Raw genomic sequence first — 16,102 nt, forward strand, 5'->3', positions numbered from 1 at the left:
CTATCGTGATGGAGCGGCTTTTGTCACCACCCTCCGCGCGTTCCAAGCCACGACCACCTCCCTCCGCTCGTCCCGAGCGAAGTCGAGGGACCAGCTCAAAATCCCTCGACTTCGCTCGGGATGAGCGGAACAGGAGGGCAAGTCAGGCGGGTTTCAGCCTGGTCGAGATGATGGTCGTGCTGTTCGTCTTGGGGCTGCTGGCGGCGGTGGTGGTGCTGTCGCTGCCCGGCGATGCGCGGGTGCTGCGCGACGAGGCCGAACGGTTCGCCGCGCGCACCGTGGCGGCGCGCGACGAGGCGATTTCGGGGGCGCGGCCGGTGGCGGTGGTGGTCGGGACGGCCGGGTACTACTTCGAACAGCGCCGCGACGGCGGCTGGCAGCCGCTCGATCCCGGGCGCTTCGGGCTGGTCGCGTGGAAGGACGGCACCGCGGCTAGCGTTTCCGGAGCCTCATCCGAACCAGGAGGGGGCGAGGGCGGGCAGCCCGGCGCCGCGCCCGAGCGCCAGCGGCTGGTGTTCGATCCTGTCGGGCTGGCGGGCAGCGAGGCGCGGGTCCGGCTGGCACGCGGCAAGGACGCGCTGGCCGTGAGCGTGGCGCGCGATGGCACGGTCAAGCTCGATGCGGGGTGATCGCGCCAAATCACAACCCCGCTCATGTCGAGCGAAGTCGAGACATCCCGCGCCGCGCGAGCGTGTCTCGACTTCGCTCGACACGAGCGGACGTGGGTGCAAGGCCAAGCGAAACGGCTTCACCCTGATCGAGCTGATGGTCGCGCTGGCGGTCTTCGCCATCGCCGCGTTGACCCTGCTGCGAATGGAAGGCGCGAGCATCGGCCGCACCGCCGATCTCGACCAGCGGCTGCTGCGCGAGGTAGTCGCGCAAAACCTCGCCGCCGAATGGCTGACCGATCCCACGCCGCCGGCGCTGGGCGACACCACCGGCCAGACCGCCAACCTGGGGCGCCAGTTCGCCTACACCCGCCATGTCGAGACGATGTCCGACGCCGGGGTGATCCGCGTGGTCGTCGCGGTGCGTGAAGTGACCCCCGGCGCGCCGAGCCAGGCGTTCACGCTGGAATTCATGCGTCAGGGTGGGGCGTGATGGGGCGGGTGCGCTTCAGGGTCCTCCCCTGCAAGGGGAGGTCGCAGCCCTCTTGGGCTGACGGAGGGGTGACGACGCTGGCGGAGACACCCCTCCCTCAGCGCATTCGCGCTGCCACCTCCCCCGCGGGGGGAGGATCGACGACAGTAAACGGCTTCACCCTGGTCGAAATGCTCATCGCGCTGGCGATCTTCGCGGTGATCGCGGGCGGCGCGCTGATGCTGCTGCAGTTCAGCGTCGAGGCCGAGGCGGCGAGCCGGACCAAGACCCAGCAGATCGCCGCGATGCGCCGCTTTCTCAGCGTGTGGAACGCCGATCTCGCCCAGGCGGTGCCGCGCCCGTCGCGCGATGCGGGCGGCGCTGCCGGGGCCGCGATCGAGGCCCCGACCGGCGCGCCCGACGGGGTGATCCTGCGCCTCACCCGCGGCGGGTGGAGCAATTACGACGGCGCGGCGCGGCCCAGCCTCCAGCGCGTCGAATACCGCTGGCAGGGCGGGAAGATCGCGCGCGCGGGCTATCCGTTCCTCGACGGCGCGCGCGCCGATGCCGCGGCGCCGCTCGCCGATTCCGCCGGCCCGCCGCGGCTGCGCTTCCGCACCAGCGACGGCAACTGGCGCGACCGCTGGGAACCCCAGCGCAGCGGCGAGCTGCCGGTGGCGATCGAGCTCAACCTGCCCCAGGCGGGCGGGCAGGCGCTACGCGTGGTGGCGCTGGTCGGGGCGAACTACCAGTGAGGCGCTTTCCCGACCGCGAACGCGGGGCCGCGCTCCTCTCGGTCCTGCTCCTCGTCGCGGTGATGGCGGTGATCGCCGCGATCATGCTCGAGCGGCTCAACCTCGCCACGCGGCTGGCCGCGAACAGCCAGGCAATGACCCAGGCGCGGTTCTATGCGTTGTCGGCCGAGAGCATCGCCACCGCGCGGATCAAGGCGCTGGTGACGGCCAGCCCCGATCGCACCGCCGATCCGCAGGGCCTGCTGGGCCGCGATTTCAACATGCCGCTGGCCGCCGGGCTGGTGGTCGCGCGAGTCGACGATGCCGGCAACTGCTTCAACCTCAACTCGCTGGTCGAAGGGCAAGATGGCAGCTTCAGCTTGCGCCCCACCGGCCTCGCCCAGCTTCGCGCGCTGATGGAGGGACTGGCGATCCCCGCGGGCGAGGCGATCCCCCTGTCCGATGGGATGGCCGACTGGATCGACAGCGACGACATCCCCGCGCCCAACGGCAGCGAAGACGCCTATTACCAGGCGCTGCCGGTGCCCTATCGCACCGCCGGGCGGCTGATCGTCGATCCCGGCGAGATGCGCGCGGTCAAGGGCATGACGCCCGCCTACTACGCCCGCCTGCGGCCGTGGCTCTGCGCGCTGCCGGGCAACGAACTGTCGCCGATCAACGTCAACACGATCCGTCCCGATCAGGCCAGGCTGATCGCCATGCTCAGCCCGGCGACGATTCCGATCCAGCGCGCCCAGTCGATCATCGCCCAGCGTCCGCCGGGCGGGGTCGCCGCCGCCGCCGATTTCCTCCGCCCGTTCGCCGCGGGCGGGCACACGCTGGGGCCCGAACCGATGGGCCAGCTCAAGGTCACCAGCCGGTGGTTCCTGATCGACCTGCAGGTGGCGGTCGATTCGATCCGGCTCGACGAGCAGGCGCTGGTCGATGTCGGGGTCGATCCGCCGCGGGTGGTCGGCCGCAGCTGGGGCGACCGGGAAAGCCGGTGATTTTCCGGGCGCGTAATATTGTTGCGCGCGGGCGCGGGCGCCGCAACTTTCGCTTTGCTTCGGACGCACCTTGTGCAATGGCGCGGCCCCGTTCCAATCGCTGCTTGACGGCGGGGAACGCGCCCGCAAAAGCGCCCGCTTCTGGCGGGTGTGCCGGGATATGGCGATCATAGCTCAGTTGGTTAGAGCGCCGGCTTGTGGTGCCGGAGGTCACGGGTTCGAGACCCGTTGGTCGCCCCAGTCCTGCCATCGCGCCGGTCGCCTTGACCAAGGAACCGCGCGTGCCTGCATTCTGGACCGACCCCGACTTCGACGATCACGAGAGCGTGACGGTTGTGCGCGATCGCGCGTCCAACCTGACCGCGATCATTGCGATCCATTCGACCCATCTCGGCCCCGCCGCGGGCGGCACCCGGTTCTGGCATTATCCCGACCCCGCGCTGGCGATGCGCGACGCGCTGCGGCTGTCGCGCGGGATGAGCTACAAGAACGCGATGGCCGAGTTGCCGATGGGTGGCGGCAAGGCAGTGATCCTGGCCGACAAGAAGGGCCACAAGTCCCCCGAGATGCTCGCCGCGTTCGGCGACGCGGTCGAGGCGCTGGGCGGACGCTACGTCACCGCCGAGGATGTGGGGATCAGCCTGGCGGACATGGTCGCGGTCTCCGAACGCACCCGCCACGTCTCGGGCCTGCCCGCCGAAGGCAGCGCGGCGGGAGGCGACCCGGGGCCGTTCACCGCGATGGGCATCTACCACGGGATCAAGGCGGCGGTCGCGCACAAGCTGGGCAAGGACAGCGTCAAGGGCGTTCACGTCGCGGTCCAGGGCACCGGCAGCGTCGGCGGCGGGGTGGCGCGGCTGCTCCATCGCGACGGCGCGCGGCTGACGCTTGCGGATGTGAACGACGATCGCGCCAAGACCCTGTCCAAGGAACTCGATGCCGCGCTGGTTGCGCCCGACGCGATCATGAGCGTGGCTTGCGACGTGTTCAGCCCCAACGCGCTCGGCGCGATCCTCGACGACGCGGGCATCGCCCGGCTCGATTGCGCGATCGTCGCGGGCGGCGCGAACAACCAGCTCGCCCGGCCCGAACACGGCGCGGCGCTGGCGGCGCGCGGCATCCTCTATGCGCCCGACTACGTGATCAACGCCGGCGGGATCATTTCGGTCAGCCTGGAACACCTTGCCCGCCAAAGCGGATCGCACTGCGACATCAACGAAGTGCGCAAGCGGCTGGCGCAGATTCCCGATCGCCTGCTCGCGATCTGGCGCGAAAGTGAGGCCACCACGGTCTCGGCGGATGTGGTGGCTGATCGCATGGCGCAGAAGCTCATCGGCCGCTGAGGGTTTGATCTTCCCCATGCAAGGCACGGGGAGGAAAGCCAATCCCGTCTCAACCCGCTTGCCGCGCTCGCCGGGGCGTGGCAGAGCAGCGCCGAGCCGGTGACGGGGGTCGCCGGAGTGTTGCGAAAGTCCGCTTCCCGCGCCTCATGCACGGTTTTGCCAATCCCGCCCGGTTCCTGCGCATCGCGCGCTGGCTCACGCCGCTGCTGCTCGGTCTCGGGCTGGCGCTGGCGGGCGGGGCGCTGGCGTGGGGGGCGACGCAAGTTCCGCCGGACCGGCTGATGGGCGAGACCGTCCGAATCCTGTTCATCCACGTTCCCTCGGCCTGGCTGGGCATGGCCGGGTGGAGTACCATCGCCATCGCCAGCCTGGTCGAACTCGTCTGGCGTCACCCGCTCGCCGGGATCGCAGCGCGTGCCGCGGCGGTTCCGGGCTGCGCGTTCACCGCAATCTGCCTCGCCACCGGATCGATCTGGGCGCGCCCGACCTGGGGAACCTGGTGGGTGTGGGACGGGCGGCTGACCAGCTTCCTCATCCTGCTGTTCCTCTATTTCGGCTACATCGCCCTGGCCGGGGCGGCGCAGAAGGACGCGGCCGGCGGATCGGGTGGGGGCAGCCGGATCACCGCGATCTTCGGCCTGGTCGGCGCGATCAACATCCCGATCATCAACCGTTCGGTGGTGTGGTGGAACAGCCTGCACCAGCCGCCCTCGATCACCGCGGGCAAGTCGGCGATCGACGCGACGTTCCTGGTGCCGCTGCTGATCGCCGCGCTGGGGTTCAGCTTCCTGTTCGGCGGGGTGATCCTGGCGCGGATGCGCACGCTGCTCGCCGAAATCCAGACCGAGGCGCGGCTGCGCCGCAAGGCGTTTGCCTGAACCCGATGGCCGAGGGTCTCAACCAGTGGCACTTCGTGATCGCAGCCTATGCGGTCGGCGTGCTGGGCACGCTCACGCTGGTCGGCTGGGTGTGGAGCGCGATGCGCCGCGCCGAAAAGCGCCGCGACGATTCGAGAGGGCGCTAATCCGATGGCCACGTCCGCAATCAAGCCCAAGCACCAGCGGCTCGTGCTGCTGACCATCGCGCTGGTCGCGCTGATTGGCGCTGGCTTGCTGGCGGCATGGGCGCTGAAGAACCAGGCGGCCTATTTCTATGTCCCCGCTGATATCGTCGCCAACCCGCCCGAGGCCGGGCGCGCGGTGCGGCTGGGCGGGATGGTCGAAAAAGGGTCGATCAAGACCGCACCCGATGGCTTGACGATCGATTTCATCGTCGAGGACGGCAAGGCCAAGGTGCCGGTGCGGTTTCGCGGGATCACCCCCGACCTGTTCGTCGAAGGATCGGGCGTCGTCGCTGAAGGACGGATGGAGGCGGGCGGAAAGTTCGTCGCCGACAACCTGCTGGCCAAGCACGACGAGAACTACGTCCCGCGCGAGATGGCGAACATGAGCAAGGCCCGCGCTGCGGTGGCGGAGACGAAATGAGCAGCCTCCGCGACTTCGCGCCGGCCGTTCTTTCCCTCTCCCGCCCGCGGGAGGGGGAGACTCACGTGATCGCCGAACTCGGTCTTGCGATGTTGTGGCTGGCGGCCGCCCTGGCGTTGCTCCAGTTGGCGGCGGGTGCGGGCGCGCTGACCGCCAGGGGCGGCGAACTGGCCGGGATAGTCCGGCCCGTCGCGGTGGTGCAGGGTGTGCTCTGCGCGGGCGCGTTCCTGTCGCTGATCACGCTGTTCCTGCGCACCGATTTGTCGGTCAAGCTCGTCGCGACCAACAGCCATTCGCTCAAGCCGGTGATCTTCAAGCTGGCCGGAACCTGGGGCAACCACGAAGGCTCGATGCTGCTGTGGGTTACGGTCATGGCGCTTTGCGGCGGGTTCATCGCGTTGTTCGAGAAGCGCCTGCGCCAGGACACGATGCTGGCGACGCTGGCCGGGCAGGCGTTCGTCAGCCTGGGCTTTTACGCCTTCATGCTGCTGTCCTCGAACCCGTTCGAGCGGCTGGCCGAGCCGCCGCCCGAGGGCAACGGGCTCAACCCGCTGCTCCAGGACATCGGCCTCGCGTTCCATCCGCCGACGCTGTACCTCGGCTACGTCGGGCTCTCGATCGCGTTCAGCTTCGCGATCGGCGCGCTGGTCACCCGCGACGTCGGCCCGGCGTTCGCCCGCGCAATGCGGCCGTGGGTGCTGGGGGCGTGGATATTCCTCAGCCTGGGCATCACCGCGGGGTCGTACTGGGCCTATTACGAACTCGGCTGGGGCGGCTGGTGGTTCTGGGATCCGGTCGAGAACGCCAGCTTGATGCCGTGGCTGGCGGCGACTGCGCTGCTTCATTCCTCGACCGTGCTCGCCGCGCGCAACGCCTTGCGGGCTTGGACCGTGATGCTCGGCGTGGTGGCGTTCTCGATGTCGATGATCGGGACCTTCCTGGTCCGCTCGGGCATCCTCACCAGCGTGCATGCGTTCGCGGTCGATCCCGAGCGCGGCAGCTTCATCCTGGCGCTGCTGACGATCTATATCGGCGGCGCGCTGGCGCTGTTCGCCTTGCGCGCCAGCACCATCAGCGAGGGCACGCGGTTCGCCGCGGTCAGCCGCGAATCGGCTCTGGTGTTCAACAATGTGATGCTCAGCGCGATCCTCGGCATCGTCCTGATCGGCACGCTCTATCCGCTGCTGACCGAGGCGTTCGGCGAAAAGGTCTCGGTGGGTCCGCCCTATTTCAACCCGATGGCGGCGATCTTCTTCGTGCCTATGCTGCTGGTGATGACGGTCGGTCCGCTGCTGCGCTGGCGCGACGACCGCGCCGGGCGGACCACGGGCAGGCTGGCGCTGCCCGCGCTGGCCGCGGCGATTGTTGCGCTGGGGCTGGTCGCCTTCGCACCGGTGATCAAGCCGCTTCCATTCCTCGGCATGGCGCTAGCGGTGGGCCTGGCGGTGGCGAGCGTGTTGCCGTTGATCGGCCGCGACCTGCGGCGCACGCCGTTGCCGACTTATGGCATGGTCGTTTCGCACCTTGGCATCGCGGTCGCGCTGTTCGGGGTCGGCAGCGACAGCGCGTTCTCGATCGAGAAGCTGGTCGCTTCGCGTGTCGGCGAAACCCATTCCGTGGGTCCGTGGAAGGTCACCCTGCGCGACATCGAGCCGGTGGCCGGACCCAACTGGACCGCGCTCGAGGCCGCGCTCGCCGCCAGCTACGACGGCGGCAGCCCCAGCATTCTGCGCACCCAGTCGCGCAACTTCACCTCGCCGCCGCAGCAGACCAACGAAAGCGCGCTGCACACCCGCTGGAACGGCCAGCTCTACGCGGTGCTGGGCGAAGAGGCCGATGATGGCCGCTGGCAGTTGCGGTTGTGGTGGAAGCCGTTCGTGCCGATGATCTGGTACGGCGGGATCCTGGTCGGCCTGGGCGGGCTGCTTGCGCTGATCGGGCGGTTATCGCGCGACATTAAGCGGACCCGGGCCGAAGCCAAGATCGCCTATCGCCGCGAAAGGCAGGGGCGATGAGCGACCCGGCCACCGCCGCGCCCGAAACGAACCGCCCCGGCTGGGTGCTGTGGCTCCCGCTGGCGCTGTTCGTCGGCTTCTTCGTGCTGGTCATGGTCGGGCTGTTTCGCCCCGCCGACCGTGAGGTGGCGAGCGCGTTCATCGGCAAGCCGCTGCCCGCGTTTGATTTGCGCCCCGCGGTGCCCGAACGGCCCGGGCTGAAGACGGCGGAGATGGCCACGGGCAAGCCCAAGTTGCTCAACGTCTTCGCCAGTTGGTGTATCCCCTGCGCCGCCGAAGCGCCGCAACTCGCCGCCCTGGCGCAGCAGGGGGTGGAGATCGACGGGGTCGCGATCCGCGACCGCCAGGAGGACGTCCAACGCTTCCTCGGCCAATACGGCAACCCCTTCGCCCGGATCGGCGCCGACGACCTCAGCGCGGTGCAGCTCGCGATCGGCAGTTCGGGGGTGCCCGAAACTTTCGTGATCGACGGCAAAGGCGTGATCCGCCACCAGCACATCGGCGACATTCGGGCGGAGGACATCCCGACGATCCTGGCCAAGCTGCAGGAGGCGGGGGGATGATCAGACTTCTCGCTCTACTGCTGCTGGTCTTCTCGCTTCCCGCCACGGCCCAGGACCTCCTTCCCCCTGCGCCGTATGCTTACAAGCAGCTCGACGACCCCGCGCAGGAGGCCAAGGCGCAGGCGCTGATGGAGACGTTGCGCTGCCTCAAGTGCCAGTCGCAATCGATTGCGGATTCGGACGCGCCGATGGCCGGAGACATGCGCAACCAGGTCCGTGAGCGGATTGCAAAGGGCGAAGAGCCCGAGGCCATCCGCCAGTGGCTGATCGAGCGCTATGGCGACTACGTCACCTACACCCCGCAAGTCCGCCCGCTGACCGCGCCGTTGTTCGCCGCGCCGGTGGTGTTCCTCCTCGTCGCCGGGCTGCTTTTGCGGCGGCGCTTTCGCAAGACCAAGGCGGTCAAGCCATGACCTGGGTGTTGATCGTGCTGTTGGCGATCGGAGTGTTCGCCGCGTTGGTGTGGCTGCTCAAGCTGCCGCGCACGGGATGGGAATGGGCCGGCGCGGCCTTGCTGCTCGGGCTGGCGGGTTATGCGCTGCAAGGCTCGCCGGGCCAGCCGGGCGCGCCCAAGCCGCCGGTCGAGACCCCCGGCACCGCCGACGCCGCGCTGATCGCGCAGCGCCAGGCGATGGGCAGCGCGTTCGGGTCGGGGCAGAGCTGGCTGGTCGTCGCCGACGGACTCAGTCGCCAAGGCCAGTACGGCGCCGCCGCGCAAGTGCTGCGCACCGCGGTCCACCAGAATCCGAAGGATGCGGACTTGTGGGTCGCGTTGGGCAACGCGCTGGTCGGGCACGGCGATGGCTTCATCAGTCCCGCCGCGCAATTCGCGTTCCAGCGTGCTGCGACGATCTCGCCGACACACCCCGGGCCGCCGTTCTTCATGGGGTTGGCGCTGGCGCAATCGGGGCGCCTAGCCGAAGCGCGGGTGATCTGGGCGCGTCTGCTCGAACAGGCTCCCAAGGAAGCCGGCTACCGCGCCGATCTTGAATCGCGGCTGGCCCGGCTCGACGCGATGATCGGCGAGCAGGGGGCGGCGACTCCGAATACTCCGGCCCCGTCAGCCGCAGCAAGTGGCGCGCCGCCGCAACCCTGATGGACGTTGGCGGAACCGTGTGTTTGCCGTCTCGTTTCATCGAGGCGCGGTGGATCATGGCGTTGTTGCGGCCCCATCGGGCTGCTGCTAAGCGCCGCCGTCCGTTGGGCGACACTCGGGTCGCGTTGGGGTCCATGACGCAATGAGCGACGCCGACACCGCCACGGAAATCACCGAACCGCCGTCGGCGACGGATCACGCCCACGGCCATGGTCATCAGCATGGGGGTCCGCTGCTCAAGATGGCGGTGGGCGCGATCGGCGTGGTCTTCGGCGACATCGGCACCAGCCCGCTCTACGCGCTGCGCGATACCTTCGCCGGGCACCACGCGCTGCCGCTCGACCAGCTTCACGTGTTCGGGATCATCAGCCTGATGTTCTGGTCCATGATGATCATCGTGACACTGAAGTACGTCACCGTGATCATGCGCGCCGACAACAAGGGCGAGGGCGGCAGCCTGGCGCTCCTGGCGCTGATCAACAAGAACGTCGGCGGCAAGAAGTGGACCGCCGGAATTATCCTGCTCGGGGTGTTCGCGACCGCGCTGTTCTATGGCGACAGCATGATCACCCCGGCTGTCTCGGTCCTCGGCGCGATCGAGGGCATGGCGGTCTACGAGCCGGGGCTCAACGCCTTGGTGGTGCCGATGGTCGTCGGAATTCTGGTCTTTCTGTTCTTCATCCAGAGCCGGGGAACGGCCAAGGTCGCGACCTTCTTCGGCCCGATCATGCTCCTCTATTTCGGGATCATCTCGGTCCTTGGGGGGCTGTCGATCCTCGAGATGCCGTCGGTGATCGGCGCGCTAAATCCATGGCACGCGGTCGAAATGTTCATCGCCGACCCGTTCCGCGGGTTCCTGGCGATGGGGTCGGCAGTGCTGGCGGTGACCGGGGCGGAGGCGCTCTATGCCGATATGGGTCATTTCGGCCGCGCCCCGATCCGGGTCTCTTGGCTGTGGTTCGTGCTCCCCGGGCTTACCCTCAACTACCTCGGCCAGGCCTCGCTGCTGATCCGCGATCCGTCGAGCCTGGAGAGTCCCTTCTATTTCCTGGCGCCCGACTGGTTCCAGTATCCGCTGCTGATCGTCGCCAGCCTGGCCGCGGTGATCGCCAGCCAGGCTGTGATCTCGGGCGCGTTTTCTGTCACCCAGCAGGCGATCCAGCTCGGCTTCATTCCCCGCATGACGATCAAACACACCAGCGAGACCGCCGCCGGACAGATCTACATTCCGGTGATCAACTGGGCGCTGATGATCGCGGTGATCCTGCTGGTGCTGGTGTTCCAGCGCTCCTCCAACCTGACCGCGGCCTATGGCATCGCCGTGACCGGGGCGATGATGATCGACAACTTCCTGCTGGCGGTGGTGCTGTGGCAGATGTGGAAGTGGAAGCCGATCCTGGCGGTGCCGCTGCTGGTCTTGTTCTTCGTGATCGATCTTGGCTACCTCTCGGCCAATCTCACCAAGATCCCCGATGGCGGCTGGGTGCCCCTGCTGATGGGAATGGCGATCTTCACCCTGCTGACGACCTGGGCGCGCGGCCGGACGCTGATGCGGCAGAACATGGCCGAGGGTGCGATTCCCTTCGAGGTGTTCACCAAAAGCGCGCACAACAGCGCCGCGCGGGTGCCCGGTACCGCGATCTTCATGGCTTCGACCTCGTCGGGGGTGCCTTCCGCACTGCTTCACAACATCAAGCACAACAAGGTGCTCCACGAACGCGTGGTGGTGTTGACGGTGGCGATCCAGGACGTGCCCTATGTCGACGATGCCGAGCGGTTCGCGATCAAGGACCTGGGCCAGGGCTTCTATCGCATCACCCTGCGCTTCGGCTTTCTCGAGGAGACCGACGTACCGTTCGCACTGAGCAAGGTGTCGATGTGCGGCGCCCCGTTCGAGATGATGAAGACCAGCTTCTTCCTCAGCCGCCAGACGCTGATCGCCTCGGCCAAGCCGGGGATGGCGATCTGGCGCGAGAAGCTGTTCTCGTGGATGCTGCGCAATGCCGCCAGCGCGATGGAGTTCTTCCGCCTGCCCACCAACCGCGTGGTCGAACTCGGCAGCCAGATCGAAATCTGATCCCTTTCAAGCAAGTCACGGAGCAAGCATGTCCAAGACGATTTCCCTCAAGCTGACCGAGGAAGAGGTCGAGATGCTGATCGACGCGCTCGAGGTCGACCAGGAAGGCTATGTCGAAGCCGCCAAGGAAGCCCGCGGCAACAACAACCGCGAGGACGTGGCGACGTTCACCGAGGCGGGCGAACGGATCGCCGCGCTAATGGCCAAGCTGCGGCCGCTGGTGGAGTAGTTCCAGCAGGTTGGATAGCGCCCAATCCTTGCTTGTACCGAGCTTGTCGAAGCACCGTCCTTCCCATTGCGCACCAGGCGCTGACGCCTGAAGAAAAGCGGTCCTTCGACTGGTTCCAGGACGAAGCTGATTTTGGACGAATGTGGCGTACAAAAAAGGGCGCGGGGCCGAAGCCGCCGCGCCCTTTTTGGTTCGAGTGGTCCTGCCCTCAGACGTAGAGGTTTGCGCTGACCATGCAGTAGAGCATCGGCAGCGACAGCAGCAGATTGGTGCGGCTGGCGGCAAGCGCGCGCGGCGCGAGCTTTGCCTTTTCCTCGGCGGTCGCTTCCGCGATGCCCAAGATCTTCTTCTGCGCGGGCCAGATGATGAACCACACGTTGAACGCCATAATCAGGCCAAGCCACATGCCGAGGCCGATCATGTTGACCTTGTCCGCGCCAGCCCCCTGGAAGGTCAACGCTTGGGCACCGTAGCCATGGTGGAAAGCCATCGCGAGACCGATCAGAACGGTGATCGCGGCGGACCAGCGGAAGAAAAAGAACACCCGGGGTGCGATGTGCCCGGTGACGCCAGCCTTCAGCTCGGCGGGAATCTGGGGCATGGTCGGTACTTGCACGAAGTTGAGATAATAGAGCAAGCCGATCCACAGCACTCCGAAAAAGGTATGGAGCCAGTGCATCGTGTAGCCGGCGATCGCCCCGGCGTCGGGTCCGGTCGCATTCGCGAACGCCATGATTACCACGATCGCCAGGACCAGCCCGGTGACCAGAACCAGATGCAGATTGCCGAAAAACTTGGCCATTGGAATTCCCCCTTGCTAACCCTTTGGATCGCCTAATGTCACAGGTTGCGCGAGGTCTTCAACCCTGCGGCGGCGTTGTTTCCACTTCGACGGCGTCATCTGCGCCCAGTCCGTGGCGCATAAGCATTGGAATCTGGGCGAAGGTGAACAGGAACGACGCGACGCTCACCCCCCACAACTTGGCCTGGAGCCAGCCGTCGAAGCTCAATGTCCGGCGCAACACCTCGTTGGCGATGGCCAGGACGACGAACCACACCGCCCAGTTGCGCGACAGTTTGCGCCAGCCGAGATCGGTCAGCCCCTCGAACGCCGACTGGAGCAGGTACTTGAGCATCGCCTTGCCGCGCAGCAACCCTCCGAACAGCGCGGCGGCGAAGGCGAGGTAGATGATCGTCGGCTTGACCTGAATCCAGAACGGATCGTTGAGCCATACGGTCAGCGATCCGAAACCGATGATCAGCACCGACGACAGCCACAGCATCGGCGAGACCTTGCCCAACCGCAGCTTCGACACGACGAGCGCAATGATAGTCGCGACCATGAACGCGACGGTGCTTTTGGTCACCGCGATCACTTCGCCTACTCCGGATGAGTCGTCGACCGGCTTGAAATGGCGATAGGCGAGGAAGAACACGAGCAACGGACCGTAATCGACCACCAGGTTGAGCCACGACGATTTGCGCGGCGGCTTTGGCACCGGCGGTGGTCCTTCGATCCGCTCCAAGGCCAGCCGCACGGTGCGCTGCTCGACGGTCTCCACGGGCCGGCCGTCCGTCATCGACCGACCCCGGCGATGACTTTCGCCAGCAGATCGGGATCGAATGGGCGCAAGTCGTCGATCCGCTCGCCAACTCCGATCGCGTGGATCGGCAGCCCGTATTGCTCGGCCGCGGCGACGAGGACGCCGCCCCGCGCGGTGCCGTCAAGCTTGGTCATGATCAGTCCGGTCACCCCGGCGACCTCCTTGAAGATTTCGATCTGTTGCAAGGCGTTCTGGCCGTTGGTGGCATCGAGCACCAGCACGACGTCGTGCGGCGCTTCCGGGTTCAGCCTCCCCAGAACGCGGCGGATCTTGGCCAGTTCCTCCATCAGTTCGCGCTTGTTCTGAAGGCGCCCAGCAGTGTCGACGACCAGCGCGTCGATCCCGGTGGCGGTCGCCTCGCGCAACGCGTCGAACACGATGCTCGCGGGATCCCCGCCCTCGGCGCCCGCAATGATGGGCACTTCCAGCCGCTCTGCCCAGACCCGCAACTGGCCGATCGCGGCGGCGCGGAAGGTGTCGCCGGCCGCCAGCATCACCCCGTAGTCCTGCTCCTGGAACAAGTGCGCGAGCTTGGCGATGGTCGTGGTTTTGCCGCTGCCGTTGACCCCGATCACCAGGATCACCTGCGGGCGGGGGAAGGCAACGATTTCTAGCGGCTTGGCCACTGGGCGCAGGATCGCGGCGATCTCGTCGGCGACGGCCTGCTTGATCGCCTCGTCGGTCAGCCCGCGATCAAAGCGCTCGTTCGCCAGCTTGTCGCGGATGCGTGCCGCGGCGCGCGGGCCCAGATCGGAAAGGATCAGTGCATCCTCAATCGCGTCGAGCTGGGCGTCGTCCAGCCTGGCCTTGGTGACGATGCCCGAAAGGTTCTCGGTCAGCCGCTCGGATGTCTTGCGAAAGCCGCCGAAAAGGCGGTCGGTCCAGCTCTCGCCGCTCATGCTGCTTCACCCAGCAGCAGACCATCGCCGACCGATGTGGCCCTCAGCATGGCAACGGTTCCAGGAGGAATAGCCTCGGGCAGCCGGTAACGGGCAAAATCGGGGGCGTGGCCAGTGCCGTCCTGCTCGGCAAGCACCGCCTCGACGGTGCCGACCTTGCCGGCCAGCCAGCGCTCGCGCCGCGTCGCCACCGCGGCGCGCAGTCCGGCCGCGCGCTCGCGCACCACGACCGGATCGACTTGCGGCATCCGCGCCGCCGGGGTCCCGGGGCGGGGTGAATAAGGGAAGACATGGCCATGGACGATGGCGCATTGTTCGATCAGTGAAAGATTGCTGGCGTGCGCCGTAGCGCTCTCGGTCGGGAACCCGGCGATGATGTCGGCACCGATTGCGATCTCGGGGCGGGCCGTCTTGAGCCGCTCGACGAGTCGAACCGCGTCGCTACGTGCGTGGCGGCGCTTCATCCGCTTGAGGATCAGGTCGTCGCCCGATTGCAGCGAGAGGTGGACGTGCGGCATGACCCGCGGCTCGCCCACGATGAGCTCGAACAGCAGCGGATCGATCTCCACCCCGTCGAGCGAGGACAGCCGCAGGCGGGGCAGGGCCGGCACCCTGGCAAGGATCTTGGCGACGAGCGTGCCGAGGTTGGGGGCGGCGTAGCTGGTCAAATCCACCCCGGTGAGTACGACTTCGCCGACGCCGGTTTCAGCCAGCACCGCGATCTCATCCACCACCGCAGCGATCGGTCGCGAGCGGCTGGGGCCGCGGCCCTGGGGGATTATGCAGAATGTGCAGGCGTGGTCGCACCCGTTCTGGACCGGCACGAACGCGCGCGTGTGCACCCGGTCGGCGCTAGCAGGAAGCGCGCTCTCCGGCTTGGCGGAATTGGGCAGCACTTCGTCCGCCAGCGCTGCAAATCCTTTGGGATCGATCGTTGCCGCGCAGCCGGTAGCGATCACGCGCAGCCCCTGTCCTCGCGCGTGCCGCACCGCGCGGCGGCTCTGACGCACGGCTTGCGCGGTGACGGCGCAGGTATTGACCACGACCGTGCCACGCCGTTCACGCAACGCGACGGCCAGTCGTGCGCTTTCGGCGTGGTTGAGGCGGCAGCCTAGCGTGACCACCTGCACCGAGCTCGCCTGGTCGGCCATCAGGTATAGTCCGCCAGATCGAAACTCCCCCGGAAACTCTCGCTCGCCGCCCCGCTCATCCGCACCGCCCCGGCCATCGGCCAGGCGATATGCAGCGTGCCTCCGGGAAGCGTGACCGCTACGTCGCGCGAGGTCAGCCCGCGGCGGATCGCGGCGACGGCGCTGGCGCATGCGCCGGTGCCACAGGCGCGGGTCAACCCGACACCACGCTCCCACACCCGCAGCCTCAGTCCGCCGTCGTGAACGGTGGCGACGTTGACGTTGATCCGCTCTGGAAACAGCGGATCGTGTTCGATTTGCGGGCCGAGCCGCTCGAGATCGACTGCGTCGCAATCGGGTACGAAGAACACCACATGCGGGTTGCCGACGTTGACCGCGACCGGGCTTTCCAGGTCTTCCCAACCCACCGGAAGGGCCAGAGTATCCATCGCGTAGGCCAGCGGGATGTCTTGCCATTCGAAGCGCGGCTTGCCCATGTCGACCGCCGCGCCGCCAGGCTCGGGCTCGCCAGTGATGACCCCGCCCAAGGTTTCGATCCGCGCTGCATGGCCCAGCAGCATCGTCACCGCGCGGCTGGCGTTGCCGCAACTTTCCACCTCGCCGCCATCGGCGTTGAAGATCCGCATGCCGAGGTCGGCAGCGGTCGAAGGGACGAGAACGATGAGCTGGTCGCAGCCGATCCCGGTTTTGCGATCGGCGAGCGCGTGGGCCAGGCCGTTGGTCATCGCCAGCGGGGTCGTGCGCGCATCGAGCACGACGAAATCGTTGCCAAGGCCATGCATCTTGGTGAATTCGACGCGCATCGCGCGCCAGTTAGGCG

General features: G+C 67.5%; 19 protein-coding genes and 1 tRNA gene. 15 read left to right on the forward strand and 5 right to left on the reverse strand.

The window, feature by feature from the left end:
- Window positions 1-8 precede the first annotated feature (8 nt).
- The 15 genes from GKE62_RS17265 (at window position 9) to GKE62_RS17330 (ending at window position 11,628) form a co-directional block, all read left to right on the forward strand.
- The gene (locus GKE62_RS17265) at window positions 9-629 is read left to right on the forward strand and encodes a GspH/FimT family pseudopilin (protein WP_154693303.1); all 621 of its coding nucleotides are present in this window, start codon (window positions 9-11) and stop codon (window positions 627-629) included.
- Window positions 619-1,101, forward strand: a complete 483-nt coding sequence (gene gspI, locus GKE62_RS17270) for a type II secretion system minor pseudopilin GspI (protein ID WP_154693304.1) — start codon at window positions 619-621, stop codon at window positions 1,099-1,101. Before GKE62_RS17265 ends, gspI begins: the two co-directional genes overlap by 11 nt.
- Window positions 1,102-1,169: 68 nt before the next feature.
- Entirely contained in the window at window positions 1,170-1,835 is a 666-nt protein-coding gene (gene gspJ, locus GKE62_RS17275; protein ID WP_195908502.1) for a type II secretion system minor pseudopilin GspJ, read from the forward strand.
- Entirely contained in the window at window positions 1,832-2,821 is a 990-nt protein-coding gene (gene gspK, locus GKE62_RS17280) for a type II secretion system minor pseudopilin GspK (protein WP_154693306.1), read from the forward strand. Before gspJ ends, gspK begins: the two co-directional genes overlap by 4 nt.
- 163 nt (window positions 2,822-2,984) lie before the next feature.
- A tRNA-His gene (locus GKE62_RS17285) sits at window positions 2,985-3,061 on the forward strand.
- A gap of 41 nt (window positions 3,062-3,102) precedes the next feature.
- Window positions 3,103-4,164 carry a Glu/Leu/Phe/Val dehydrogenase gene (locus tag GKE62_RS17290; RefSeq protein ID WP_154693307.1) on the forward strand — a complete coding sequence of 354 codons (1,062 nt, stop codon included), beginning with the start codon at window positions 3,103-3,105 and terminating at the stop codon, window positions 4,162-4,164.
- 146 nt (window positions 4,165-4,310) lie between these two features.
- Complete coding sequence (ccmC, locus tag GKE62_RS17295; RefSeq protein ID WP_154693308.1) at window positions 4,311-5,042, forward strand: heme ABC transporter permease CcmC; 732 nt, start codon at window positions 4,311-4,313, stop codon at window positions 5,040-5,042.
- A 5-nt stretch (window positions 5,043-5,047) separates the two neighbouring features.
- Window positions 5,048-5,188, forward strand: a complete 141-nt coding sequence (locus GKE62_RS18610; protein WP_195908503.1) for a hypothetical protein — start codon at window positions 5,048-5,050, stop codon at window positions 5,186-5,188.
- A gap of 4 nt (window positions 5,189-5,192) precedes the next feature.
- Window positions 5,193-5,648, forward strand: a complete 456-nt coding sequence (ccmE, locus tag GKE62_RS17300; RefSeq protein WP_154693309.1) for a cytochrome c maturation protein CcmE — start codon at window positions 5,193-5,195, stop codon at window positions 5,646-5,648.
- Window positions 5,649-5,713: 65 nt separating this feature from the next.
- Window positions 5,714-7,663 (forward strand): heme lyase CcmF/NrfE family subunit, encoded by a 1,950-nt coding sequence (locus GKE62_RS17305; protein ID WP_154693310.1) that lies wholly within the window; start codon window positions 5,714-5,716, stop codon window positions 7,661-7,663.
- A complete protein-coding gene (locus tag GKE62_RS17310; protein ID WP_154693311.1) occupies window positions 7,660-8,226 on the forward strand; it encodes a DsbE family thiol:disulfide interchange protein in 567 nt (188 codons plus the stop codon). Before GKE62_RS17305 ends, GKE62_RS17310 begins: the two co-directional genes overlap by 4 nt.
- Window positions 8,223-8,639, forward strand: a complete 417-nt coding sequence (locus GKE62_RS17315; protein ID WP_154693312.1) for a cytochrome c-type biogenesis protein — start codon at window positions 8,223-8,225, stop codon at window positions 8,637-8,639. The genes GKE62_RS17310 and GKE62_RS17315 overlap by 4 nt, the downstream gene beginning before the upstream one ends.
- On the forward strand, window positions 8,636-9,322 hold the full coding sequence (locus tag GKE62_RS17320) for a tetratricopeptide repeat protein (protein ID WP_154693313.1): 687 nt from the start codon (window positions 8,636-8,638) through the stop codon (window positions 9,320-9,322). The genes GKE62_RS17315 and GKE62_RS17320 overlap by 4 nt, the downstream gene beginning before the upstream one ends.
- A 142-nt stretch (window positions 9,323-9,464) precedes the next feature.
- Window positions 9,465-11,399 carry a potassium transporter Kup gene (locus GKE62_RS17325; RefSeq protein ID WP_154693314.1) on the forward strand — a complete coding sequence of 645 codons (1,935 nt, stop codon included), beginning with the start codon at window positions 9,465-9,467 and terminating at the stop codon, window positions 11,397-11,399.
- A gap of 28 nt (window positions 11,400-11,427) precedes the next feature.
- Window positions 11,428-11,628, forward strand: coding sequence for a hypothetical protein (locus GKE62_RS17330; protein WP_154693315.1), 201 nt, complete (start codon window positions 11,428-11,430; stop codon window positions 11,626-11,628).
- A 208-nt stretch (window positions 11,629-11,836) separates the two neighbouring features.
- Here the strand turns inward: GKE62_RS17330 and GKE62_RS17335 are convergent, their stop codons facing one another.
- From GKE62_RS17335 to dapF, 5 genes are read right to left on the reverse strand one after another with little or no spacing between them, the layout of a single operon-like run.
- Window positions 11,837-12,430, reverse strand: a complete 594-nt coding sequence (locus GKE62_RS17335; protein WP_154693316.1) for a urate hydroxylase PuuD — start codon at window positions 12,428-12,430, stop codon at window positions 11,837-11,839.
- A gap of 58 nt (window positions 12,431-12,488) precedes the next feature.
- Window positions 12,489-13,208, reverse strand: a complete 720-nt coding sequence (locus GKE62_RS17340; RefSeq protein WP_154693317.1) for an inner membrane-spanning protein YciB — start codon at window positions 13,206-13,208, stop codon at window positions 12,489-12,491.
- Window positions 13,205-14,131: a signal recognition particle-docking protein FtsY gene (gene ftsY, locus GKE62_RS17345; RefSeq protein WP_154693318.1), complete on the reverse strand. Its 927-nt coding sequence runs from the start codon at window positions 14,129-14,131 to the stop codon at window positions 13,205-13,207. The genes GKE62_RS17340 and ftsY overlap by 4 nt, the downstream gene beginning before the upstream one ends.
- Window positions 14,128-15,282, reverse strand: coding sequence for a MiaB/RimO family radical SAM methylthiotransferase (locus GKE62_RS17350; protein ID WP_154693319.1), 1,155 nt, complete (start codon window positions 15,280-15,282; stop codon window positions 14,128-14,130). The genes ftsY and GKE62_RS17350 overlap by 4 nt, the downstream gene beginning before the upstream one ends.
- On the reverse strand, window positions 15,282-16,085 hold the full coding sequence (dapF, locus tag GKE62_RS17355; protein WP_154693320.1) for a diaminopimelate epimerase: 804 nt from the start codon (window positions 16,083-16,085) through the stop codon (window positions 15,282-15,284). Before dapF ends, GKE62_RS17350 begins: the two co-directional genes overlap by 1 nt.
- Window positions 16,086-16,102 lie beyond the last annotated feature (17 nt).

It is taken from the genome of Novosphingobium sp. Gsoil 351 (assembly GCF_009707465.1).
In the GTDB taxonomy this organism is placed as follows: Bacteria; Pseudomonadota; Alphaproteobacteria; order Sphingomonadales; family Sphingomonadaceae; genus Novosphingobium.